Here is a 21,872-nt window from a genome sequence, read left to right as displayed (position 1 = left end):
ATCGGCAAATGTGCCTTAAACGCGAGCGCGTTGCACGGCCATTCGGCGAACGGATAATTGCGCGCGCAAATTGTCGGCAATCGTTTGTGAAAATTTCGTAATAGAATCAGGCTTATCCGCAGGGAGATCATTACGCCATGTTTTATCGCTACCTTCCAAGCCCGCTGGGCCCGCTGCTCTTGGCAGGCGATGAACAGGGCTTGCGCATGCTGCACATGGACGCCGCCCAGCCGTGGCAACTGACTGAAGACTGGCAGCCGGCCAACAGCCAGCTGGACGACGTGGCGCGCCAGCTGGATGAGTACTTTGCACGCAAGCGCGAGACCTTCGAGGTGCGTGTGGCACCGCAGGGCACGCCGTTCCAGCGCGAAGTGTGGCAGGCCCTGCAGCGCATCCCCTACGGCACCACCTGCAGCTACGGCGAGCTTGCCCAGGCGATTGGCAACCCCAAGTCGGTGCGGGCGGTGGGCACTGCCAATGGCGCCAACCCGATCGCCATCATCATCCCCTGCCATCGGGTGATCGGCAGCAATGGCACCCTCACCGGGTTTGCCGGAGGGATCGAACGCAAGCAGATCCTGTTGGAACTGGAAGGGACCTGGTTGATCTGAAGATCATCGCGGGGCAAGCCTGCTTCCACGGTATGGACAGGCTAAATCCGTACATTGCCCCGCGGCCCGGCAATCGCCCAGATGATCAGGCCCAGCACCGGCAACAGCAGAATCAGCAGGATCCAGAGAATCTTGGCGCCACCGCTGGCACCGCTCTTGATCACGTTGATGATCGCCCAGATGTCCAGGGCAAGGATGATCAGCCCAACCAGGCTGTTGAACGTGGAACCCATGGTGTTGCTCCCTTGATCGAGTCTGCCCTCAGGATAGCTGGCTATCAGCCCAATAGAGGCGAATCGTTCGCCGCGGCCCGGCAGTGCTGGTTACACTCGATGCATTGAACTGCGCCAGAGAGGTCCCTATGCCACCCGCCCACAGCCACAGCAGTCCCGCCCCCGCCCCCGCTCCACTGTGGAACGCCTGGCTGCAACAGGCCCAAAGCAGCCCGTGGCTGAGCGCAGGCCTTGGCTTGAGCCTGCTGGTGGTGCTCGGCCTGTTGATCGCCAGCGCCTGGAACGCCGTACACGGCGACCACCAGCAAAACCTGCACATGGCCATGCTCGGCGGCCTGGCCGGGTTTGCCGCCACGGCCCTCGGCGCGGTCATGGCCGTGGTACTGCGCGAGATCAGCGCCCGCACCCAGGATGTGATGCTCGGCTTTGCCGCCGGCATGATGCTCGCCGCCAGTTCGTTCTCGCTGATTCTGCCGGGCCTCGACGCCGCCCGGGAGATTACCGGCAACGGCCCTTACGCAGCGCTGACGGTAGTGGTCGGCATGGGATTGGGCGTGCTGCTGATGCTCGGGCTCGATCGCTTCACCCCGCACGAACATGAAAGCACCGGCCCATGCGGCCCGCAGGCGGACCGGATCAATCGGGTGTGGCTGTTCGTGCTGGCGATCACCCTGCACAACCTGCCCGAAGGCATGGCCATCGGCGTCAGTTTTGCCAACGGCGACCTGAATGTCGGCCTGCCGCTGACCAGCGCCATCGCCATCCAGGACATCCCCGAAGGCCTGGCCGTGGCCCTGGCATTGCGCGCCACCGGTCTTTCGACCTTCAAGGCGGCGCTGGTGGCCATCGGTTCTGGTTTGATGGAGCCCATAGGCGCGGTGATCGGCCTGGGCATTTCCACCGGCTTTGCCATCGCCTACCCGGTGAGCATGGGCCTGGCGGCCGGGGCGATGATCTTCGTGGTGTCTCACGAAGTCATCCCCGAAACCCACCGCAATGGCCACCAGACCTCGGCAACCCTGGGCCTGATGGGCGGCTTTGCGGTGATGATGTTCCTCGATACCGCCCTCGGTTAAACGTGCACGGCAACCCGCAGCGCTTCCAGGGCCGGCGCTGCGGCGATGCCGACTTCGGCGCACAACTCCAGCACCCGTGGCAGGTCATCGTTGCCAACCAGAACCATCTGCAGCTCGTCATCGAGCAACTGACTGAAGTTCATCAACACATAGCCGCCGGCTTCCTTGTTCATCGCGCCCATCTGTACCTGGATGCGGTTAAGCGCGGTCAACGGCTCGACCTTGGCCAACTGCTTGGGCTTAAGGTTGAACGGCACGCTCTTGTCGAAAGAGTCGCTGATCTGTTGGAACAGATCCTGATAGCTATCGGCCTGGAACAACACGGTATCGGGCAGGCTGCCGACCACAATCCATTCACCCAGGGGGATCGGGAAGCTGTCGTCGTAGTTGATATCCGGGTTGGCGGCGAGGAACGCCTGCGGGTCGGCATAGGCCTGGGCGGCTTCGTCGGCGATGCGTGCGATGTCGTCCTCGCGCATGCAGCCAGCGCTGATTTTGCCGATGAGTTCGACCAGTTGGAGTTTCATGAAGGGGCCCTGCGACGCTGAAAAAAGTCGCCAAGGATAGCCGCAAAAGGCCCCTTAGGGTTAGCCGAGCAGCTTGAGCAACTGCTCGGTGGTCTCGACGGCGCCCATGGTTTGCGCCGCGCCCAGAGCATCGGTGCCGCGGGCATCACGATGGCGCAAGTTGGCGCCCTTGCCCAGCAGGTAGTCGACGATCACCGTGCGGTTGAACATCGCCGCCATCATCAGCGCGGTACGCCCGTCGGCAGACGTGCCATCGACCTCGGCGCCTTTATCCACCAGCAACTGGACCATCTCCAGGTTGCCCTTGAACGCGGCGCCGGCAATCGGCAGCTGGCCTTTGTCATTGGCGATCTGCGGGTCGGCACCGTGCTCGAGCAGCACCGCCACCGCATCCAGATGCCCGTGGTAGCTGGCAAGCATAAGCAAAGTGTCGCCATTGCCGTTGCGCAGGTTCACCGGCAGGCCTTTTTCCAATAAGCGTTCGAGCATCACCGCGTCGCCCTTGCGCGCCCGGTCGAAGACCTCCTCGGCGAACGCCGCAGCCTCGTCGTCGTTCATGGGCGTGGGGCTACGTTGGTCAGACATGGGGAACCTCCTGGCTATCGGAAAGGCCCAAGTCTTGGTCAGGGAGCGCGGCGGGTCAACTGTGGATAAGGCATGGCTGCGACAGAAGAAATCTATTGGCCCAGCCGCCCTGCAAAATGCACTGTGCAAAATGCACGACCATGCAGAATGCACGGTAACGCCTGCCAGATAAAACTATAACTTATTGATTTATAATGTATTTATTAAAAAGCAAAGCTGGCACAGTCGCTGCACCTATCACTCCATGTCTGCCACTAACAGTCAGGAGCTGATATGGACCTCATCCAGGAAAAATTCGCCTCGGTATTCTCCGCCTATGACGTCATCACCCAGGCGCGCCCCGACGGTGGAATTCTGCTGACCCTGCGGGCAGCGGACGGTACCCAGACCAAGCGCTCGATTTCTTATGCACAGCTGCACAGTGCCGAACAACTGTCGTGGGCGATCAGTGCGATTCGCCGCGACTTGGCTGAGCAGGCCAGTGAGCTGCCGGTGATTTCGATGCTGCAGAGCCAGCAGCGGTTTGCGTTGCCGACTTATCGGTAACTTCGCGGGGCAAGCCCGCTCCTACCTGTAGGAGCGGGCTTGCCCCGCGATGGCGATCACTCAGTCATCAAGCCGAGGAAAGTCTGCAGCGATCTTGTCGCCAGTAAAGATGGCAACCGAACCTTGTGCCTGGTTAAACACCCGAATCGCCACGAACCGCGGCTCCTCGCCCATGTCGAGCCAATGCCTGACCCCCGCCGGTACGCCGATCAGATCGCCCTTCTCGCACAACACCGCATAGATATAGTCCTCGATCCGCAGGCTGACCAGCCCGCGCCCGGCGGCAAAAAAGTGCAGTCGTTGCTCGTCACAGGTGTGTTCGGCGAGCAAACTGGCGTCCGTTTCGCGGGTCACCTCGACACTGGCGTAACCAGTCTCGGCCTTCAGCGCATCGATATTGGCTTGATAAGCGTCGATCACCTGCTGATCGCTGGCGCCCGCCTGAATCGGCGCGCCAGCTTGCCAACGGGTGAAACGCACGCCCTGCTCGGCCAAGGTCGCGGCGATATCCTCCAGGTGCGTCAGTACCTTGTTGGGAATGTCCGGGGTGGACTGGTGATACACGCTAAGGCTGCTCATCGGGGCAACTCCTTACTACCGGTTCACGGCCAAGGCTCATGCCCTGTCCTCTTTCATTCGAAGCGCAATGATAACGGCTGCGGCCAGGGCTGCGACGCTGGCAATACTAAAGGTGGTCGCCGCCCCCAGCAGGTTCCAGCTGTAGCCCGAATACAAGGCGCCCAGCGCACCGCCGGTACCGGCGAGTGCGGCATACAGCGCCTGACCCTGGCCTTGCTGGCGGGCGCCGAAGCTACGCTGCACGAAGGCAATCGCCGCCGCATGGAAGCTGCCGAAGGTGGCCGCATGCAGGACCTGGGCAAACAGCAGCACGCCCAGATGCTCGGCAAAGTTACCGAGCAGCGCCCAGCGCAGTGCCGCCAGGGCAAAACTGGCCAACAGCACCCGGCGTAGCGACACCCGCGCCAGAATCCAGCTCATGGCCAGAAACATCAGCACCTCGGCCACCACCCCCAGCGCCCAGAGCATGCCGATGGTGCCGCGGCTGTAGCCCAGGTGTTCAAGGTGCAGGGTCAGGAAGGTGTAGTAGGGGCCGTGGCTCAATTGCATCAACGCCACGCACAGGTAAAACGCGGCAACGCCGGGGCTGGCCAGCTGCTGGAGAAAACCGCCGCCGCTGGCCCGGTCGTTCTGCCCCGGCGGCTGGGCATTGGGCACCCAGAGGCTGGCCAGGACGATACCGGCCATGATGATCACCAGCGCCACCGGGTAGATATCCAGGCTCAACCCGTCGAACAGCCGGCCCAGGCCGACCACGGTGAGGATGAAGCCGATCGAACCCCACAGGCGGATCTGGCTGTAACGTGCGGTCTGCCCTTGCAGGTGGGCCAGGGTGATGACCTCGAACTGCGGTAATACCGCATGCCAGAAGAACGCATGCAAAGCCATCACCAGCGCCAGCCAGGCGTAACTTTTGCCGAAGAAGATCAACGAAAAGGTCGCCAGGGTCGACAACGCGCCCAGGCGCACGATCAGCAGGCGCTGGCCACTGCGATCACCCAGCCAGCCCCACAGGTTTGGGGCCACGCAGCGCATCAGCATGGGAATGGCGACCAACTCGCCGATGCGCGCGCTGGAAAAGCCCAGATGATCGAAATACAACGCCAGAAACGGCGCGGTCGAGCCGAGCAAGGCGAAGTAAAACAGGTAGAAACTGGACAGCCGCCAGTAGGGAATCGCCGCCACGGCTCAGCGAGCCGCAGCGCGAATGGCAGGTGCCAGCATTACAGCTGGCCCAGCACCGGGGTCTTCACCCGTACATCGGCGTTCTGCCCGCGGTGGCGCAGCAGGTGATCCATCAGCACGATGGCCATCATCGCTTCGGCAATCGGCGTAGCGCGGATACCCACGCACGGATCGTGACGGCCCTTGGTGATCACTTCAACCGGGTTGCCATCGACGTCGATGGAACGGCCCGGGGTGGTGATACTCGAGGTCGGCTTGAGCGCCAGGTGCGCAACGATCGGCTGGCCGGAGGAAATACCGCCGAGAATGCCGCCGGCATTGTTGCTGAGAAAGCCTTCCGGGGTCAGCTCGTCACGGTGCTCGGTACCGCGTTGGGCGACGCTGGCAAAACCGGCACCAATTTCCACGCCCTTGACCGCGTTGATGCTCATCAGCGCGTGGGCAAGCTCGGCATCCAGGCGATCGAAGATCGGCTCGCCCAGGCCGGGCATGACACCTTCGGCCACCACGGTGATCTTCGCCCCGACCGAATCCTGGTCGCGGCGCAGTTGGTCCATGTACGCCTCAAGCTCCGGGACCTTGTCCGGGTCCGGGCTGAAGAAGGCGTTCTGCTCCACCGAGTCCCAGGTCTTGAAGGGGATTTCGATCGGGCCGAGCTGGCTCATGTAGCCGCGGATGCGGATGCCCTGGCTGGCCAGGTACTTCTTGGCGATGGCTCCGGCGGCCACGCGCATGGCGGTTTCGCGCGCCGAGCTGCGGCCACCGCCACGGTAGTCACGCTCACCGTACTTGTGGTGGTAGGTGTAGTCGGCGTGGGCCGGGCGGAACAGGTCCTTGATCGCCGAGTAGTCCTTGGACTTCTGGTCGGTGTTGCGAATCAGCAGCCCGATGGAGCAGCCGGTGGTGCGGCCTTCGAATACACCCGAGAGGATTTCGACTTCGTCGGCTTCCTGGCGCTGGGTAGTGTGGCGGCTGGTGCCCGGCTTGCGCCGGTCCAGGTCGTGCTGCAGGTCAGCCAGGGAAATTTCCAGGCCCGGCGGGCAGCCATCGACAATGGCGACCAACGCCGGGCCATGGCTTTCGCCAGCGGTGGTGACAGTGAACAGCTTGCCGTAGGTATTGCCGGACATGCAGGACGCTCCGCGATTCAGCCAGATTTGAACAAGGCCGCCAGTATACGCAGGCTAACCATTCAGTTCATCCCTGACGGCGAACCTTCTGCGCCCGCCTCGGTCCAAACCGCACTCTCTCGATAGTGGCCTGATGATGTTGCGTATTGTTGCGGTAATTGCCCTGCTGTTCAGTGGCCTGCTCCAGGCTGCTGCCCCGACCGTGTTTCAGCGCCCGCTCAGCCTCGACACCGGCAGCGGCGTGCTGCACGGCAGCCTGCTGTTGCCGCGCACCGAGCAGCCGCCCCCGGTGGTGCTGATCATTGCCGGCTCCGGCCCCACCGACCGCAATGGCAACAACCCCTACGGCGGCAACACCGACAACCTCAAGCAACTGGCCCTGACCCTGGCGAAGAACAATATCGCCAGTGTGCGCTATGACAAGCGCGGCGTTGCTGCAAGCCTTGCGGCCACCCCGGACGAGCGCGACCTGACAGTGGAGCGCTACGTCGCCGATGCAGTGGCCTGGAGCCAGAAGATCAAGGCTGACCCGCGCTTCGGCCGCCTGGTCCTGCTCGGCCACAGTGAAGGTGCGCTGATCGCCAGCCTTGCCGCCGAGCAAAGCGGCGCCAGTGCCATGATCAGCATCGCCGGCAGTGGCTGGACGATCGACAAGGCGTTTCGTGCGCAGATATTCGACCGGGTCCCCGGGCGCTACATGGCCAGTGCCAACGACATCCTCGATCGCCTTAAAAACGGCAAGACTTCCTCCCGCGTACCCCTGCCCCTGCAGGACGTACTGCGCCCGAGCGTGCAGCCCTACCTGATTTCGCTGTTCCGCCAGGATCCGGCCGAGGCCTTTGCCAAGGTCAAGGTACCGGCGCTGATCATCCAGGGTACCCATGACTTTCAGGTCAATGTCGACAACGCCGAGATTCTCAAGGCCGCCAAGCCGGATGCGCAACTGGTGCTGATCAAGGGCATGAACCACATGCTGCGCATCGCACCGGAGGAAATCAGCCAGCAACGCGACAGCTATCTTGACCCGCAACTGCCGCAAGCGGCCGAAGTTGGCCAGCGCGTTGTCGACTTCATTCAGCGGTTGCCCGCCAGCTGAGGCCAAATCGCAGAAATTACACCTCCAGTCCAGGCCAATCCTGCCGATACAGCGGTGCTGGCATCGTCAATGCGACCAGCCCGCTGCGCACATGAGGATTGCCGTGATGACCGAAGCCGCCCCCCAGGACACTGCCGAGACGACTGCCGAACAGGCAGCACCGGAAGTTGCCCCCCTGCCCTGGGCCGATGTTGCCCCCGAACACTTCCAGATGCTGCGCCTGGCGCCGTTGCCGACCGATCGCAACAGCGGTGCGCGGCCGCTGCGTTTTGTCCAGTACGGCTATGCCGAACGTCACAACAAGCAGACCAGCCTGCTGCGCATGGCGATCCAGTTGCCGGCGCAGAAGGTGCGCAAGGAACAGAACCACCTCGATGTGTGGGTCGACCATGAAGAAAAACGGGTCACCTTCACCCCGGACACCGGCTTGCAGATCGAACCGCTGAACCGTGGCCTTGGACGCTTTCTGCTGAACCAGGCAGTGCAATGGGCGCAGCGCAAGTGGCCGCACTACCGGGTCGAAGGTGCGGCCCTGCCCAGCAAGGACGCCCTCAACGAAGATACTCGCCTGCGCCGCGACCATGTGCTGCGCAGCCATGGCCTGGAGGTCGAGTACGCCGACGCCCAGCACCTGAAGGGGCGCTTCGTCGATGTACAGGTCGGTGAGCTCAAGGGCGGCTGGAACAGTGACAAGGTGCAGCGGATCGAGATTCTCGATGCCGCGCAGATGCTGCAACAAGCCGAGCAGAATCTGCAGGAGAAAGAGGCGCAGTTGCGCGAGCGTGACGAGCGGGTCAGCAAGTACCGCCGTGAAGACAGCGGGCTGCGTTTTACCATCACCTGCCTGGTGGCTTTTGCGGTGTTTCAGGCGGGGTTGTTGATCTGGATTGCCACTCACCGCTAACAACATCGCCGGTCAAGCCCACTCCTACTGGATTAGTGGTGCACTCAGGGGTGACACCAATCCTGTGGGAGCGGGCTTGCCAGCGATAGATTCACTGCAGAGCTGCAGCCTTACACCTTCGACGCAAACAACCCTTGATGCTGGCGGCACTGCTCAGCCGTGAGCATGAACACCCCGTGCCCGCCGCGCTCGAACTCCAGCCAGGCGAAATCCACCTCGGGGTATAGCGCCTCGACATGCACCTGGCTGTTACCCACCTCGACAATCAGCAAGCCTTTTTCGGTCAGGTGGTCTGCCGCTTCGGCCAGCATCCGCCGCACCAGGTCCAGGCCATCGTTGCCGCAGGCCAGGCCCAGTTCCGGTTCGTGGTGATACTCCTCGGGCATGTCGGCAAAGTCTTCGGCATCGACGTACGGCGGGTTGGACAGGATCAGGTCGAAACGCTGCCCCGGCAAACCGGCGAAACCATCGCCCTGCACGGTATAGACGCGCTCTTCCAGGCCATGACGCTCGATGTTCTGGTTGGCGACTTCCAGCGCCTCGAAGGACAGGTCGGCCAGGACCACTTCAGCCTCGGGGAACACCTCGGCGCTGACGATGCCGATGCAGCCGGAGCCGGTGCACAGGTCGAGGATGCGCGCAGGCTCGCTGGCCAGCCACGGCTCGAAGCGTTTTTCGATCAGCTCGCCAATCGGTGAGCGCGGGATCAGCACGCGCTCATCGACAATGAACGCCAGGCCGCAGAACCAGGCCTCACCCAGCAGGTAGGCGGTCGGCACGCGGTCTTCGATGCGGCGTTTGAGCATACGCTGCAGGTTGACCAACTCGTCGTCTTCCAGCTGGCAGTCCAGGTAGGCGTCGGCGACTTCCCAGGGCAGGTGCACCGAGCCCAGTACCAGCAGCCGCGCTTCATCCCAGGCGTTGTCGGCGCCATGACCGAAAAACAGGCCATGCTCGTGGAAACGGCTGACGGCCCAACGGATATGATCGCGCAGGGTGCGCAAGCGAGAAGTGATCACAACAGACTCCTTGAAAGACGACCTGCGATTCTAACAGCCCGGCAAAAGAAATGATCGGCAAAAACACCCTGTAAGGATATCGCCAAGGTGGCTGCAGGCCACTAACGACGCCGGTTGTACGCGAAGCGATTCACATAAGTGCTCAGGCAGGGGACAATAGGGTAAAAGCCCTATCCAAAGGAGCCCTTGATGTCTGTTCCAATGACGATGTTCCACCTCAGCGGTCGCGGCTATCCGCCGGCCAAGCTGAACAACGCCAGCCTGGTGATTATCGATGCGCAAAAGGAGTACCTCAGCGGTCCCCTGGCGCTCTCGGGCATGGACGCGGCCGTCGCCAACATCGCTAAAATGCTTGAGGCGGCCCGCAAGGCCGGGCGCCCGATCATCCACGTGCGTCACCTGGGTACCGTCGGCGGCATGTTCGACCCGCAGGGCCCACGCGGTGAATTCATCCCGGGCCTGGAGCCTGTGGGCGATGAAGTGATCATCGAAAAGCGCATGCCCAATGCTTTCAAGAACACCACCCTGCACGAGACCCTGCAGAAGTATGGCCACCTGGACCTGATCGTCTGCGGCTTCATGAGCCACTCCAGCGTCAGCACCACCGTGCGCCGGGCCAAGGACTACGGCTACCGCTGCACCCTGATCGAAGACGCTTGCGCCACCCGCGACCTGCCGTTCAAGGATGGCGTGATTCCAGCAGCGCAGATCCAGCAGAGCGAGATGGCGATCATGGCCGACAACTTTGCCTGCGTGGCGCCCACCACCAGCCTGATCTGAGCGACCGCCCGGCAGCCGGGCGGAACCACCTCAAGGCTTTTCGGTCCAACGCCGGATATCCATAGAGGAAATCGGAATGAAAATATCCGATGGTTTTGATGCCAAACGCTTGCGCCCACGCACGCCCCGTAACTGGGGCATGCGCCTGGCTGCGGCGTTTTCGGCGTTGCTAGCAACCGCCGGCGTGCTCCTGGCCATGGCCGGTGCCGCCAGCCTGCTGGGCCGCCCCGCGGCCCTGGGCGAACTCAATGCCAACCCGGCCGGCGCCAGTGTCTTGCTTGGCCTTGGCCTGCTGTTGCTGTACCTGGGCGTGTGGTTCTGGCGCCGCAGCCGCTTGCGCCTGCGCCGTAGCCGCGAGCTCAACCTGTCACCGCACCTGATGAAAAAACACGATTGACTGCACGCTTTGGGGGAGTCGCGTAAACTACGCCGCCCAGGCGGAGGCTTACATGCAAGACGACGATTTTTCCCTGTTCAAAAGCGAGATGCGCGGCGTCAAGCCGATCACGCATGATCGCGCCGAAGTCGGCAAACCCAAGGCCGACCGCAAGAAGCTGGCGAGCCTGCGCCAGGCTGCAACGGTACGCAGCGACCAGACCGTGGTCGATGGCCTGTCGGACCAGTTTGTCATTGATGTCGGCCCCGAAGACGACCTGCACTGGAGCCGTGACGGCGTCCAGGAAAGCCAGATGCGCAAGCTCAAGCTGGGCCAGATCGGTTTTGAAGGCAGCCTCGACCTGCACGGCATGACCGTCGAAAAGGCCCGGGAAACCCTGTGGGCCTTCCTCGCCGAAGCGACCCGCTTTGAAGTGCGCTGCGTTCGCGTCACCCACGGCAAGGCGGTACGCCTGGATGGCAAGCGGCCAATGATCAAGAGCCACGTCAACACCTGGCTGCGCCAGCACCCGCAAGTGCTCGGTTTTACCTCATGCCAGGCCCGCCATGGCGGTACTGGCGCGGTGTATGTCATGCTCAAGCGAACTATGCTCGAAGGCCGTGACGAGTAACGCCGTACTTGCAGCGCCGCCGCCGCCGCCGTACCCTTCGCGTTTGCGATAAATCCCACAGGTAGATCCATGTCCCTGGAACAGAACTACACCGCGATCCTTGGCCAGCTTGGCGAGGATGTCTCCCGCGAGGGCCTGCTCGACACGCCCAAGCGGGCTGCGAAGGCCATGCAGTACCTTTGCCGCGGTTATGAGCAAACCCTGGAAGAAGTGACCAACGGCGCCCTGTTCAGCTCCGATAACAGCGAAATGGTCCTGGTCAAGGACATCGAGCTGTACTCGCTGTGCGAGCACCACATGCTGCCGTTCATCGGCAAGGCCCACGTTGCCTACATCCCTGACGGCAAGGTCCTGGGGCTGTCGAAGGTGGCGCGGATCGTCGACATGTACGCACGTCGCCTGCAGATCCAGGAAAACCTCAGCCGCCAGATCGCCGAAGCGATCCAGCAGGTCACCGGCGCCCTGGGCGTTGCCGTGGTCATCGAGGCCAAGCACATGTGCATGATGATGCGCGGTGTGGAAAAACAGAACTCGACCATGATCACGTCGGTGATGCTCGGCGAATTCCGTGAAAACGCCGCGACCCGCAGCGAGTTTCTCAGCCTGATCAAGTAATCGGGCCAGACTGCAAGCCGACCTTTCGTGGTCGGCTTTTTTTATCCTGAGGAGTTGCCATGATCGTCAAAGCACTGCGTGTGGGCCTCGGCCAGTTGATTGTGTTCGGTGACTGGATCAGCCGCCCGGCCAAGCTCAAGCGCGACCCGGCCGCCCAGGCCCTGGTCGAGCAGCAAGCCAAGGGCCTGAGCCTGTACCAGTTTCACGCCTGCCCGTTCTGCGTGAAGACCCGCCGCACCCTGCACCGTCTGAACGTGCCGGTGGCGCTGCGCGATGCCAAGAACAATGAACAGGACCGCCAGGCCTTGCTCGCTGAAGGCGGCAAGATCAAAGTGCCGTGCCTGCGTATCGAGGAAGACGGCAAGACCACCTGGATGTATGAATCCAAGGTGATCATCGACTACCTCAACAAGCGTTTTGCCGCCTGATCGCTCAGCCGAGCATGGTCACGTGACAGGGATGGCTGGCCACACGTTCCAGCCATGCCTGGATACCCGGGTAACCGTCGAGGTCGAAGCCACCTTGATTAGCAACATGGGTGTAGGCGTACAACGCCACGTCGGCGATCGAGTAGGTCTCGCCCACCAGGTACGGCGTTAGCTGCAGCTGTTTCTCCATCACCCGCAGGGCCTTGTAGCCGCCCTTGTGCAAGGTCTTGTACTCCTCCAGCCGGTCTTGTGGCAGCCCCAGGTAGAACTGGATGAAGCGCGCCACGGCAATGTACGGCTCATGGCTGTATTGCTCGAAGAACTGCCATTGCAGCACCTGGGTGCGCAAACGCGGCTCGGTGGGCAGGAACTCGCTGCCATCGGCGAGGAAGTTGAGAATCGCGTTGGACTCCCACAGGTAAGTGCCATCCTCGAGCTCCAGCACCGGCACCTTGCCGTTGGGGTTCATGGTCAGGAACGCCGGGGTTTCCGTCTCGCCCTTGAGGATATCAACCGAATGCCACTCATAAGGCAGGTCGAGCAGGTGCAGCATGAGCTTGATCTTGTAGCAGTTGCCCGACTGGTAGTCGCCGTAAACCTTGTACATCGCTCCCCCTCTTCGTAATGCTCAATCGTACCCGCGCACATAGTTGGCGACTGTACGGCTAATTGCAATGCCTGCTGTATGGCAAAGATCAACAGTGTGCGCGGTAGTCTGAAAAAACTGCTTACATCCAGAACAAGGAATGCCCCCATGCCCGACGCCACATCCGCGCAATTGCGCCCTTTGGCCGACTCCTCCCCTTCCGCGGTTGTGGCCGGTTTCATTGCCATGCTCACCGGCTACACCAGCTCCCTGGTGCTGATGTTCCAGGCCGGCCAGGCAGCCGGGTTGACCACCGGGCAGATCTCTTCGTGGATCTGGGCGCTGTCGATCGGCATGGCCGTGTGCAGCATCGGCCTGTCGCTACGCTACCGCACGCCGATTACCGTTGCCTGGTCGACGCCGGGCGCGGCGCTGCTGATCACCAGCCTGGGCGGGGTCAGCTATGGCGAAGCGATCGGTGCCTACATCACCTGCGCGCTGCTGGTGGTGATCTGCGGGATGACCGGCAGCTTCGAACGCCTGGTCAAACGCATTCCGGCATCACTGGCGGCGGCATTGCTGGCCGGAATCCTGTTCAAGATCGGTAGCGAGATCTTCATTGCCGCCCAGCATCGAACCGTCTTGGTGCTGGGCATGTTCTTCAGCTACCTGGTGATCAAGCGCGTATCGCCGCGCTACTCGGTGCTGGCCGCGCTGGTGGTGGGCACTGCCCTGTCAGGCGCCTTGGGGCTGCTGGACTTCAGCGGCTTCAGCCTGGAAGTGGCGACCCCGGTATGGACTACGCCGAGCTTCTCTCTGGCGGCGACCATCAGCATCGGCATCCCCTTGTTCGTGGTGGCCATGACCTCGCAGAACATGCCCGGTGTCGCCGTGCTGCGTGCCGATGGCTACCAGGTACCCGCCTCGCCGCTAATCACCGTTACCGGCCTGGCTTCGCTGCTGCTGGCACCGTTCGGCTCCCATGGCGTCAACCTGGCGGCCATCAGTGCGGCAATCTGCACCGGGCCACATGCCCATGAGGACCCGAAAAAGCGCTACACCGCTGCAGTCTGGTGCGGGATTTTCTACGGCATCGCTGGCGTCTTCGGCGCCACCCTGGCGGCGCTGTTCGCCGCCCTGCCCAAGGAGCTGGTGCTGTCGATTGCCGCCCTGGCGCTGTTCGGCTCGATCATGAACGGCCTGACCGTAGCGATGACCGAGGCCAAGGAGCGCGAAGCGGCGCTGATCACCTTCATGGTCACCGCGTCTGGCTTTACCCTGTGCTCGATCGGCTCGGCGTTCTGGGGGATTGTTGCCGGGGTACTCACCTTGATGATTCTTAACTGGCGTAAATCGGCCTGAGAACCAAGGGGCTGCTTTACAGCCCCAGAGCGTTACAGTCGAAAATGCCCGACCATCCCCTTCAAGTCATTACCCAACTGCGCCAGCTCGATACTTGAGCTGGCGTTGCCCTGCATAGCCAGTGCCGACTGATCGGCGCTGCTGCGGATCTGGGTGACGCTGCGATTGATCTCCTCAGCCACCGAGCTCTGCTGCTGGGCGGCAGCGGCGATCTGCTGATTCATCTGCTGGATCAACGACACCGCCGCAGCAATGCTGCCCAGTGCGCTTTCAGTGTGCAGCGCATCACTGACGGCCAACTTGACCAACTCGGCACTGCCCTGGATCTGCGCTACCGACGCCTGGGCACCGCTGCGCAAGCTGCTGACCAGGCGTTCGATTTCTTCAGTCGATTGCTGGGTGCGCCGTGCCAGCGCCCGTACCTCGTCGGCAACCACGGCAAAACCACGGCCCTGCTCCCCCGCCCGCGCAGCCTCGATGGCGGCGTTGAGCGCCAGCAGGTTGGTCTGCTCGGCAACGCTCTTGATCACCTCCAGCACCTGGCCAATGTTCTGCACCTCGCTGCTGAGGTTGTCGATGCTCTGGCTGGCCGACTCGGCAGAGCTTGCCAGTTGCTCGATACGCTGCATGCTCCGGCGCACCACCTGCTGACCGCTCTCGACCTTGTCATCCGCCGTTTGCGCCGCCTGGGCGGCCTCTTCGGCGTTGCGCGCAACATCATGCACGGTGGCGGTCATCTGCTGCATGGCGGTGGCTACCTGCTCGGTCTCATCCTTCTGGCTGTTGACCTCGCGATTGGTCTGCTCGGTGACTGCCGACAGCGACTGGGCGTTGCTGGCCAGTTGTTCGATACCGTTCTGCAGGCCACTGACGATAGTGCTCAAGCCTGTGCCCATCTGCTGCATGGCCAGCAGCAACTGGCCGACCTCGTCACGCCGATCGACGCTGATTTCACCGCGCAGATCACCAGCGGCAATCCGCTGGGCGCGGCCCATTACCTGGCGCAGCGGCCCGACCACGGCGCGGGTGATCAACCAGGCCGCCAGCACGCCCACCAGCAGCGCCAGCAGTGACGCGGCAAGAATCAGTACGGCATTGTGTTTCAACTCGTCTTGCATGGCCCGGTCTTCAGCAAGATAGGCTTGGTCGACCTGGCCGGTGACCTGTTCGGCACGCGCCTGCAATTGCTCCTTGAGTTGCTGCTCGCGGCCGAGCAGGTCGGTGTACTCGCCGAGCTTTTCACTGAAACTGGCAATATGCGTGCTGACTTCACCCAGCACGGTTTGATAACCGGCATCGGTCACCGCCGCCTTCAATTGCTCGACCAGGGCCGCGGCTTGTTCGGTCTGTTCGATGCGGCCCTGACGTGCATCCTCGGCGCCCTTGCGGTTCTGCTCCAGGCGCACCCGCGCTTCGTCCATGGCCTGCAGCATCAGGCGGGCGACCTGGGCCACCTGCCCGGCTTGCTCGACGAACTCGGCGCCCTGCTGGCCCTGGGTATCCTTGAGCGTGTAGGTGCCGTCGTCAGCCAGCCCGGACTGCAGCACATCGAGGTTGTTGGCAACACTTGAGACCGACCAACTGGCCATGTCCAGCGCCAGCTCCTTGGCCTGAGTCAGCTCGACGAACTGGTCAAAGGCCTGGCGGTAGTCATTCAGCGCCTGCTCGACGCCGCTCAGTTGTGGCAGTGCCCGCGCTTGCTCCTGCAAGGCTTCGACGCGCTGATGCACGGCCTCTACCGCCTTGGGGTCGGAGCGCAGGGCGAATACCTGTTCCTGCAAGCGGGTGTCGAGCAGTGCAGTATTGAGCGCCGCCATCTGCTTCAAACCCTCGAATCGCTGCCCGACGCCAAGCAGCGCGGCAATTGCCGCCGCCGCCACCACGGCAGTCAGCAGCAACACCAGGGCAAACCCCAGCCCGAGCTTGCGGGCCATGCCCAGGTTGGCGAAAAAACCACGCTTGGCCGAACTCATCGCACTTCCCCCTGCTGCCCGCAAATGCATCAAGGGTGAAGAGTGGCAATGGCTTGGCTAGCGGCACAAGATCCCGGTGTCGGAATAATGGCAAAAAGCTACAATTGCGTCGTTTTCAGGACTGCCGAGGTCGCCCGGCGTGCTGGAAGAACGCCTGTGCCCGCTGATCCTGGGCGTAGGCAACATTGATCCGCAGCCAGTCGCAGGGAGCTCCCTGAGGATCGAAGGCACTGCCCGGCGCCAGCAGCACCGAACAGGCCTGCGCCTCGCGGTTGAGCTCGGCAAAACTGCGCCCCGGGCAACGCGCCCAGACGAACATGCCGCCATAGGGTTCGGTGAACACCTCCCAGCCACTGGCCTCCAATTGCCCCAGGGCCTTGGCCATGTGCTGGGCCAGGCGCAAACGCAGGCGCGCCGTGCTTTTGCGGTAGCTGCCGTTGCCGAGCATCTGCGCCACCACCTGTTCGGTAAAGCGTGAAGTGCCCAGGCCGCTGACCATTTTCAGTTCCGCCAGGCGGGCGACCAGCTCCGGCCTTGCCACCAGGTAACCGACCCGCAGCGAACTGCTCAGGGTCTTGGAGAAACTGGCCAGGTAGATCACCCGCTGCTCGGCGTCCAGGGTTGCCAGGCGCGTGACCGCACCGTCCTGGAAGTCCGCGTAGATGTCGTCCTCAATGATCAACAGGTCATGCTCGCGGGCCAGTTCCAGCAGGCGATAGGCGACCTTGGGCGACAGGCTGCTGCCGGTGGGGTTCTGGTACAGGCTGTTGATGTACAGGCAACGCGGCCGATGCTGTTTGAGCAGGTCCTCCAGTACCTGCAGATCAGGACCGTGAGGGGTACGCGGCACTTCGAGCATATCGACCTGATGCTGGCGCAGCAGGCTGTAGAGATTGTAGTAACCCGGACTTTCGACCAGTACCTTGTCGCCGGGCTTGAGCAACGTGCGCACCAGCAGATCGAGCGCATGGCTGGCGCCCTGGGTGGTGAGGACCTGCTCGGGCGCGGCGTCGATGCCGATCTGCCCCAATCCCTTGTGCAACTGGGTGCGCAGGCTGGCCAGGCCCAGCGGTGGGCAATAGTCGATCAGGTCGTCGACCGCGCCGCGGCTGACCTGGCGCAGCGCCCGGGCAATCGCCTCGGTGGCGCGCCAGCTGGAAGGCACCCAGCCACAGCAGAGCTTGAGCAGTTCACCCGGATCATCGGTGAACTGCTGCCAGCGGCTGTCGAACGCCTCGTCGCGGATCGGCTGATCAAGCAGAGGTACCTTGAGCCGCTGTTCGGCGACAAAAAACCCGGCGCCATGGCGCGCCTCCAGCCAGCCCGCCGCCACCAGCCGGTCGTAGGCTTCGATCACACAAGACTGGCTGACGCCCTGCTCTCGGGCCAACTGACGTATCGACGGCAAACGGCTGCCGGGGCGCAGGCGCTGGTCTTCGATCCAGGCCCGCAATTGCTCGGTCAGTTGCTGCACGAGCGGACGGGATGAGTGGCGATCAAGGCTGAGGTGCATGGCAAAGTGTTCGCTGATTTTGTCCGAACAGTTAATCACAAAACCCTCGCCAGTGTGCCTTGTGACCCTCCATTGATCACCGGATAGTCGAGCCCATCGACAAGGAGCCGAGCATGCCTATCCCGCGCCACCCTGCCCTACTGGCCTTTGCCCTGAGCCTGATCACCTTTGCAGTCAACCTGCAGGCACCGCTGTACACCGCTTATGCCGAGCTTTCCGGTTATGGTGCCGGCGCCACGGCAATGGCGTTCTCCGGGTATGTGCTGGGGGTGATACCGATGCTGCTGTTGCTGGGCGGCCTTGCCGACCGGGTCGGGCGTCGGCCGTTGATCCTCGTCGCCTTGGCCTTGTCGATGCTCGCCACCCTGTTGATGCTGTTGGCGCCAGGCCTTCAGACCCTGGGCCTGGCGCGCCTGCTGCTGGGCATCGGCACCGCACTGGCGTCGGCCACCGGCACCGCCTACATGAGCGAATTGATGCACGGCGGCGATAATCGCCATGCGGCGACCTGGGTCACCGCCAGCACTTCGCTGGGCTTTGGCCTGGGCGCGGCGCTGACCAGCCTGTTCCTGCTCAGTGGCCCAAGCCTGACGCCAGGCAGCTTCTACCTGCACCTGGCGCTGGCCTGCCTGGCAATGCTGGCGGTGTGGCAGTTGCCCGACCGGCGCCTGGACACACCCGCCGCCCTGTTGCGCTTGCCCTGTTACCCTGCCGGCAGCCTGCCCTACGGCTTGGCGATCCTGCTGGCCTGGGCCTGTGTCGGCCTGGTGATCGCCTTGCTGCCGTCGATCCTCAAGCAGCATGGCCTGGCCAGTTGGTCGGGGTTCTCGACGTTTTGCGTGATCAGCTGCGGGTTGTTGTTCCAGCCTCTGGCCAAGCGCCTGGCGCCAGTGCGGGCCACGGCCATTGGCCTGCTGATATTGCCCTGCAGCTATGCGCTGCTGGCCTGGGGCGCAGACAGCGGCGCGCTGGCGGCGGTACTGCTAGGCACCATTGCCGCCAGCAGCGCCTGTTATGGCTTTATTTACCTGGGTGGGCTGTCGGCAGTGAACACCCTGGCGGGCGAAGAAAAAACCCGCGCCAGCGCAGGCTTCTTCCTCTTGGCCTACATGGGCTTCAGCCTGCCGGTGATTCTCACCGGGCTGCTGGTCGATCGCCTCGGGCCGGGTAGCGCCCTGCTGGTGTTCGGCCTGGTGCTGCTAGCCAGCTGCCTGCTGGTTGGCCTGGCCCTGGCACGCAGCCACAAGGCACTCACCGTGTCGACACTGGCAACAGTCAAATAGCCGTGGCGCCACCATCGACTGCCAAGGCCTGGCCGGTGGTGAATGCGGCGCCATCGCTGCACAGGTACAGCACGGCACTGGCGATTTCCTCGACCTTGCCGATGCGCCCGACCGGGTGCATGGCTGCAGCGAACTCGGCCTTGCGCGGATCGGCCTCATAGGCGCGGCGGAACATGTCGGTGTCGATTACCGCCGGGCACACCGCGTTGACGCGAATTTTCTTCTTGGCATATTCGATGGCCGCCGACTTGGTCAGGCCGATCACCGCATGCTTGGACGCGCTGTAGATACTCATCTTCGGCGCGGCGCCGAGGCCGGCCACCGACGCCGTGTTGACGATGGCGCCGCCGCCCTGGGCCAGCATCAACGGCAACTGATACTTCATGCACAGCCACACACCCTTGACGTTGACGCCCATGATCGCATCGAACTCCGCCTCGCTGCCTTCGGCCAGGCGGCCCTGCTCGATCTCGATGCCGGCATTGTTGAAGGCGTAGTCCAAGCGCCCGTAAGCCTCCACCGTACGCCCCATCAGCTGGCGCACATCGGCCTCGCGGGTGACGTTGCAACTGACGAACAGGGCCTCGCCGCCGCCTTTGCGGATCAGCTCGACCGTGCCTTCGCCACCGGCGGCATCAAGGTCGGCCACCACCACTTGCAAACCCTCGGCGGCAAACGCCAGCGCCGTCGCCCGGCCAATCCCCGCAGCACCACCGGTGACCAGGGCAACCTGGCCGGAAAAACTCATGCTCATCGCTAGTTCCTGCAACAAAGTGAGGTCAGTGATGCGGAGTCTAGGCAGCGATCAGCGGCCTTGGGCAGCATCATCAGGGCGCCGGTTGAAGCACTATCGGCGTGGGTGATTGTCTTGGCCCGCACCGATCAGCGCAGTGGATTGCAATGCATTCGCCAGGTGGGTAAACCTTGCCGGCGAGCCAATCAGGGTCTATCAACAAGCATTGCCCTTCAAACGAGAGCCTTGCCATGACTGCCCAGACCAACCGCCGCTTCCTCCTCGCCAAACGCCCCACCGGCGCCGTCACCCGCGACGACTTCAGCTACGAACAGGTGCCGGTGGCCGAACCTGCTGAAGGCCAGATCCTGGTGAAGAACCTCTACCTGTCCCTGGACCCGGCCATGCGCGGCTGGATGAACGAAGGCAAGTCGTACATCCCGCCGGTGGCCCTCGGCCAGGTGATGCGCGCCCTGGGCGTGGGCGAGGTAATTGCCTCGAAACACCCAGGCTTTGCCGTTGGCGATCACGTCAACGGTGCCCTGGGCATCCAGGACTATTTCGTCGGCGAGCCCCATGGCTTCTACAAGATCGACCCGAAACTGGCGCCGCTGCCGCGTTACCTGTCCGCCCTGGGCATGACCGGCATGACCGCCTACTTCGCCTTGCTCGATGTGGGCGTCCCGAAAGAAGGAGAAACCGTGGTGATCTCCGGCGCTGCCGGCGCGGTCGGCAGCATTGCCGGACAGATCGCCAAGCTCAAGGGTTGCCGCGTAGTGGGTATCGCCGGCGGCGCCGAGAAGTGCCAGTACCTCAAGGATGAACTGGGCTTTGACGGGGTCATCGACTACAAAACCGAAGACGTCCTGGAAGGCCTCAAGCGCGAGTGTCCGAAAGGCGTCGATGTGTACTTCGACAACGTTGGCGGCGATATTCTCGATGCTGTGCTCAGCCGCCTGAACTTCAAGGCGCGAGTGGTGATCTGCGGCGCCATCAGCCAGTACAACAACAAGCAGGCGGTCAAAGGCCCGGCCAACTACCTGTCACTGCTGGTCAACCGTGCGCGCATGGAAGGTTTCGTGGTGATGGACCATGCCGCCAACTATGGCAAGGCGGCACAGGAGATCGCCGGCTGGCTGGCAACCGGCAAGGTGAAGAGCAAGGAAGACGTGGTCGAAGGGCTGGAAACTTTCCCCGAAACACTGTTGAAGCTGTTCAGCGGGGAAAATTTCGGCAAGCTGGTGCTTAAGCCCTGATCTCGGCGACCACTGCTGCCAGCGCCTGGGCAGGATCGGCGGCCTGGCTGATCGGGCGACCGATCACCAGGTAGTCGGAACCGGCGTCCAGGGCCTGGCGCGGGGTCAGGATACGGCGCTGGTCGTCCTGGGCGCTGCCGGCCGGGCGAATCCCCGGGGTCACCAGCTGCAACGACGGGTGCGCGGCCTTCAGCGCCGGCGCCTCCAGGGCCGAGCACACCAGCCCGTCCATGCCGGCCTTCTCGGCCAGTGCCGCCAGACGCAGTACCTGCTCCTGCGGCTCGATGTCCAGGCCGATACCGGCCAGGTCTTCGCGCTCCATGCTGGTCAGCACGGTCACGCCGATCAGCAGCGGCTGCGGGCCGCTGCGCTGGGCCAGCACCTCACGGCAGGCCGACATCATGCGCAGGCCACCGGAACAGTGCACGTTGACCATCCACACGCCCATCTCCGCGGCAGCCTTGACGGCCATGGCGGTGGTGTTGGGGATATCGTGGAATTTCAGGTCGAGGAACACTTCGAAGCCCTTCTCGACCAGGGTTTCGACAATGCCCGATGCGCTGCTGGTGAACAGCTCCTTGCCGACCTTGACCCGGCACAGGGCGGGATCGAGCTGATCGGCCAGCTTCAGGGCGGCGTCACGGGTAGGGAAATCCAGGGCGACGATGATGGGCGTCTGGCAGGCGGACATGGGCGGGTCTCTTGGCAAGTCTTGAACGGCGCGCATTGTAAACGAAGCGGCGGCCCGTGGGGGGCCGATGATCGCGAAATGGCCGTGCCTCATCCTTGCCCCTATAATTGAACCAATGAATGATGTGTTTGCTCCAAATTAAAGAAGCAGCGTC

25 protein-coding genes and 1 pseudogene are annotated in these 21,872 nt (G+C 63.0%); 13 read left to right on the top strand and 13 right to left on the bottom strand.

Annotated features, from left to right (window positions below; genetic code table 11):
- Positions 1–137 precede the first annotated feature (137 nt).
- Entirely contained in the window at positions 138–611 is a 474-nt protein-coding gene (locus tag F8N82_RS04820) for a methylated-DNA--[protein]-cysteine S-methyltransferase (RefSeq protein ID WP_038994086.1), read from the top strand.
- Between the two features lie 41 nt (positions 612–652).
- On the opposite strand, the gene F8N82_RS04815 is transcribed toward F8N82_RS04820, so the two are convergent.
- Positions 653–844 carry a PLDc N-terminal domain-containing protein gene (locus F8N82_RS04815; RefSeq protein WP_038994085.1) on the bottom strand — a complete coding sequence of 64 codons (192 nt, stop codon included), beginning with the start codon at positions 842–844 and terminating at the stop codon, positions 653–655.
- 128 nt (positions 845–972) lie between these two features.
- Between F8N82_RS04815 and F8N82_RS04810 the strand changes: the two genes are divergently transcribed.
- On the top strand, positions 973–1,920 hold the full coding sequence (locus F8N82_RS04810) for a ZIP family metal transporter (protein WP_038994084.1): 948 nt from the start codon (positions 973–975) through the stop codon (positions 1,918–1,920).
- Here F8N82_RS04810 and F8N82_RS04805 read toward each other — a convergent pair.
- On the bottom strand, positions 1,917–2,447 hold the full coding sequence (locus tag F8N82_RS04805) for a hypothetical protein (RefSeq protein WP_038994083.1): 531 nt from the start codon (positions 2,445–2,447) through the stop codon (positions 1,917–1,919). The genes F8N82_RS04810 and F8N82_RS04805 overlap by 4 nt on opposite strands.
- 60 nt (positions 2,448–2,507) lie before the next feature.
- Positions 2,508–3,032, bottom strand: coding sequence for an ankyrin repeat domain-containing protein (locus F8N82_RS04800; RefSeq protein ID WP_038994082.1), 525 nt, complete (start codon positions 3,030–3,032; stop codon positions 2,508–2,510).
- Positions 3,033–3,305: 273 nt separating this feature from the next.
- Between F8N82_RS04800 and F8N82_RS04795 the strand changes: the two genes are divergently transcribed.
- Complete coding sequence (locus tag F8N82_RS04795; protein WP_038994081.1) at positions 3,306–3,578, top strand: DUF3509 domain-containing protein; 273 nt, start codon at positions 3,306–3,308, stop codon at positions 3,576–3,578.
- Positions 3,579–3,638: 60 nt separating this feature from the next.
- Here F8N82_RS04795 and F8N82_RS04790 read toward each other — a convergent pair whose 3' ends face one another.
- From F8N82_RS04790 to aroC, 3 genes are read right to left on the bottom strand one after another with little or no spacing between them, the layout of a single operon-like run.
- Positions 3,639–4,157 carry a 1,2-dihydroxy-3-keto-5-methylthiopentene dioxygenase gene (locus tag F8N82_RS04790; protein WP_038994080.1) on the bottom strand — a complete coding sequence of 173 codons (519 nt, stop codon included), beginning with the start codon at positions 4,155–4,157 and terminating at the stop codon, positions 3,639–3,641.
- A 36-nt stretch (positions 4,158–4,193) separates the two neighbouring features.
- The gene (locus F8N82_RS04785; protein ID WP_038994079.1) at positions 4,194–5,342 is read right to left on the bottom strand and encodes an MFS transporter; all 1,149 of its coding nucleotides are present in this window, start codon (positions 5,340–5,342) and stop codon (positions 4,194–4,196) included.
- A 38-nt stretch (positions 5,343–5,380) separates the two neighbouring features.
- Positions 5,381–6,472 carry a chorismate synthase gene (gene aroC, locus F8N82_RS04780; protein WP_038994078.1) on the bottom strand — a complete coding sequence of 364 codons (1,092 nt, stop codon included), beginning with the start codon at positions 6,470–6,472 and terminating at the stop codon, positions 5,381–5,383.
- A gap of 133 nt (positions 6,473–6,605) precedes the next feature.
- Between aroC and F8N82_RS04775 the strand changes: the two genes are divergently transcribed.
- Positions 6,606–7,568 carry an alpha/beta hydrolase gene (locus F8N82_RS04775; protein WP_038994077.1) on the top strand — a complete coding sequence of 321 codons (963 nt, stop codon included), beginning with the start codon at positions 6,606–6,608 and terminating at the stop codon, positions 7,566–7,568.
- 106 nt (positions 7,569–7,674) lie between these two features.
- Complete coding sequence (locus F8N82_RS04770) at positions 7,675–8,472, top strand: hypothetical protein (RefSeq protein ID WP_038994076.1); 798 nt, start codon at positions 7,675–7,677, stop codon at positions 8,470–8,472.
- A 110-nt stretch (positions 8,473–8,582) separates the two neighbouring features.
- Here the strand turns inward: F8N82_RS04770 and prmB are convergent, their stop codons facing one another.
- Entirely contained in the window at positions 8,583–9,491 is a 909-nt protein-coding gene (gene prmB / locus F8N82_RS04765; protein ID WP_038994075.1) for a 50S ribosomal protein L3 N(5)-glutamine methyltransferase, read from the bottom strand.
- 189 nt (positions 9,492–9,680) lie between these two features.
- On the opposite strand from prmB, the gene F8N82_RS04760 reads away from it, so the two are divergent.
- The 5 genes from F8N82_RS04760 to F8N82_RS04740 all read left to right on the top strand — a co-directional run bounded on the left by F8N82_RS04760 (position 9,681) and on the right by F8N82_RS04740 (position 12,321).
- Positions 9,681–10,271, top strand: a complete 591-nt coding sequence (locus F8N82_RS04760; RefSeq protein WP_038994074.1) for a cysteine hydrolase family protein — start codon at positions 9,681–9,683, stop codon at positions 10,269–10,271.
- 76 nt (positions 10,272–10,347) lie between these two features.
- Positions 10,348–10,668 (top strand): hypothetical protein, encoded by a 321-nt coding sequence (locus F8N82_RS04755; RefSeq protein WP_038994073.1) that lies wholly within the window; start codon positions 10,348–10,350, stop codon positions 10,666–10,668.
- Positions 10,669–10,720: 52 nt separating this feature from the next.
- A complete protein-coding gene (locus F8N82_RS04750; RefSeq protein ID WP_038994072.1) occupies positions 10,721–11,278 on the top strand; it encodes a Smr/MutS family protein in 558 nt (185 codons plus the stop codon).
- A 69-nt stretch (positions 11,279–11,347) separates the two neighbouring features.
- Positions 11,348–11,893 (top strand): GTP cyclohydrolase I FolE, encoded by a 546-nt coding sequence (folE, locus tag F8N82_RS04745; RefSeq protein ID WP_038994069.1) that lies wholly within the window; start codon positions 11,348–11,350, stop codon positions 11,891–11,893.
- Between the two features lie 59 nt (positions 11,894–11,952).
- The gene (locus F8N82_RS04740) at positions 11,953–12,321 is read left to right on the top strand and encodes a glutathione S-transferase N-terminal domain-containing protein (protein WP_038994068.1); all 369 of its coding nucleotides are present in this window, start codon (positions 11,953–11,955) and stop codon (positions 12,319–12,321) included.
- A gap of 4 nt (positions 12,322–12,325) precedes the next feature.
- Here F8N82_RS04740 and F8N82_RS04735 read toward each other — a convergent pair whose 3' ends face one another.
- Positions 12,326–12,928 carry a glutathione S-transferase family protein gene (locus F8N82_RS04735; protein WP_038994067.1) on the bottom strand — a complete coding sequence of 201 codons (603 nt, stop codon included), beginning with the start codon at positions 12,926–12,928 and terminating at the stop codon, positions 12,326–12,328.
- Positions 12,929–13,075: 147 nt separating this feature from the next.
- On the opposite strand from F8N82_RS04735, the gene F8N82_RS04730 reads away from it, so the two are divergent.
- On the top strand, positions 13,076–14,269 hold the full coding sequence (locus F8N82_RS04730; protein WP_038994065.1) for a benzoate/H(+) symporter BenE family transporter: 1,194 nt from the start codon (positions 13,076–13,078) through the stop codon (positions 14,267–14,269).
- Positions 14,270–14,301: 32 nt separating this feature from the next.
- Here F8N82_RS04730 and F8N82_RS27505 read toward each other — a convergent pair whose 3' ends face one another.
- From F8N82_RS27505 to F8N82_RS04720, 3 genes and pseudogenes are all read right to left on the bottom strand, one after another.
- Positions 14,302–15,165, bottom strand: a complete 864-nt coding sequence (locus F8N82_RS27505) for a methyl-accepting chemotaxis protein (RefSeq protein WP_371857231.1) — start codon at positions 15,163–15,165, stop codon at positions 14,302–14,304.
- Positions 15,163–15,387 (bottom strand): annotated as a pseudogene (locus tag F8N82_RS27500) (HAMP domain-containing protein); the annotation flags it as partial. The gene F8N82_RS27505 and the pseudogene F8N82_RS27500, both read right to left, overlap by 3 nt.
- A 970-nt stretch (positions 15,388–16,357) precedes the next feature.
- On the bottom strand, positions 16,358–17,755 hold the full coding sequence (locus F8N82_RS04720; protein ID WP_038999220.1) for a PLP-dependent aminotransferase family protein: 1,398 nt from the start codon (positions 17,753–17,755) through the stop codon (positions 16,358–16,360).
- Positions 17,756–17,868: 113 nt separating this feature from the next.
- Here F8N82_RS04720 and F8N82_RS04715 point away from each other — a divergent pair, with 113 nt between their 5' ends.
- Positions 17,869–19,038, top strand: a complete 1,170-nt coding sequence (locus tag F8N82_RS04715; RefSeq protein ID WP_038994063.1) for an MFS transporter — start codon at positions 17,869–17,871, stop codon at positions 19,036–19,038.
- On the opposite strand, the gene F8N82_RS04710 is transcribed toward F8N82_RS04715, so the two are convergent.
- Positions 19,031–19,792: an SDR family oxidoreductase gene (locus F8N82_RS04710; RefSeq protein WP_038994062.1), complete on the bottom strand. Its 762-nt coding sequence runs from the start codon at positions 19,790–19,792 to the stop codon at positions 19,031–19,033. The two genes, F8N82_RS04715 and F8N82_RS04710, sit on opposite strands and share 8 nt — an antisense overlap.
- 230 nt (positions 19,793–20,022) lie before the next feature.
- On the opposite strand from F8N82_RS04710, the gene F8N82_RS04705 reads away from it, so the two are divergent.
- Complete coding sequence (locus F8N82_RS04705) at positions 20,023–21,027, top strand: NADP-dependent oxidoreductase (RefSeq protein ID WP_038994060.1); 1,005 nt, start codon at positions 20,023–20,025, stop codon at positions 21,025–21,027.
- On the opposite strand, the gene pyrF is transcribed toward F8N82_RS04705, so the two are convergent.
- The gene (gene pyrF / locus F8N82_RS04700; RefSeq protein ID WP_038994059.1) at positions 21,017–21,718 is read right to left on the bottom strand and encodes an orotidine-5'-phosphate decarboxylase; all 702 of its coding nucleotides are present in this window, start codon (positions 21,716–21,718) and stop codon (positions 21,017–21,019) included. The genes F8N82_RS04705 and pyrF overlap by 11 nt on opposite strands.
- Positions 21,719–21,872: the final 154 nt, after the last annotated feature.

This window comes from Pseudomonas fluorescens, assembly GCF_902497775.2.
Taxonomy (GTDB): Bacteria; Pseudomonadota; Gammaproteobacteria; order Pseudomonadales; family Pseudomonadaceae; genus Aquipseudomonas; species Aquipseudomonas putida_F.
Note: the sequence above shows the minus strand (reverse complement) of the source record. Positions and strands in the feature narration are given on the sequence as shown.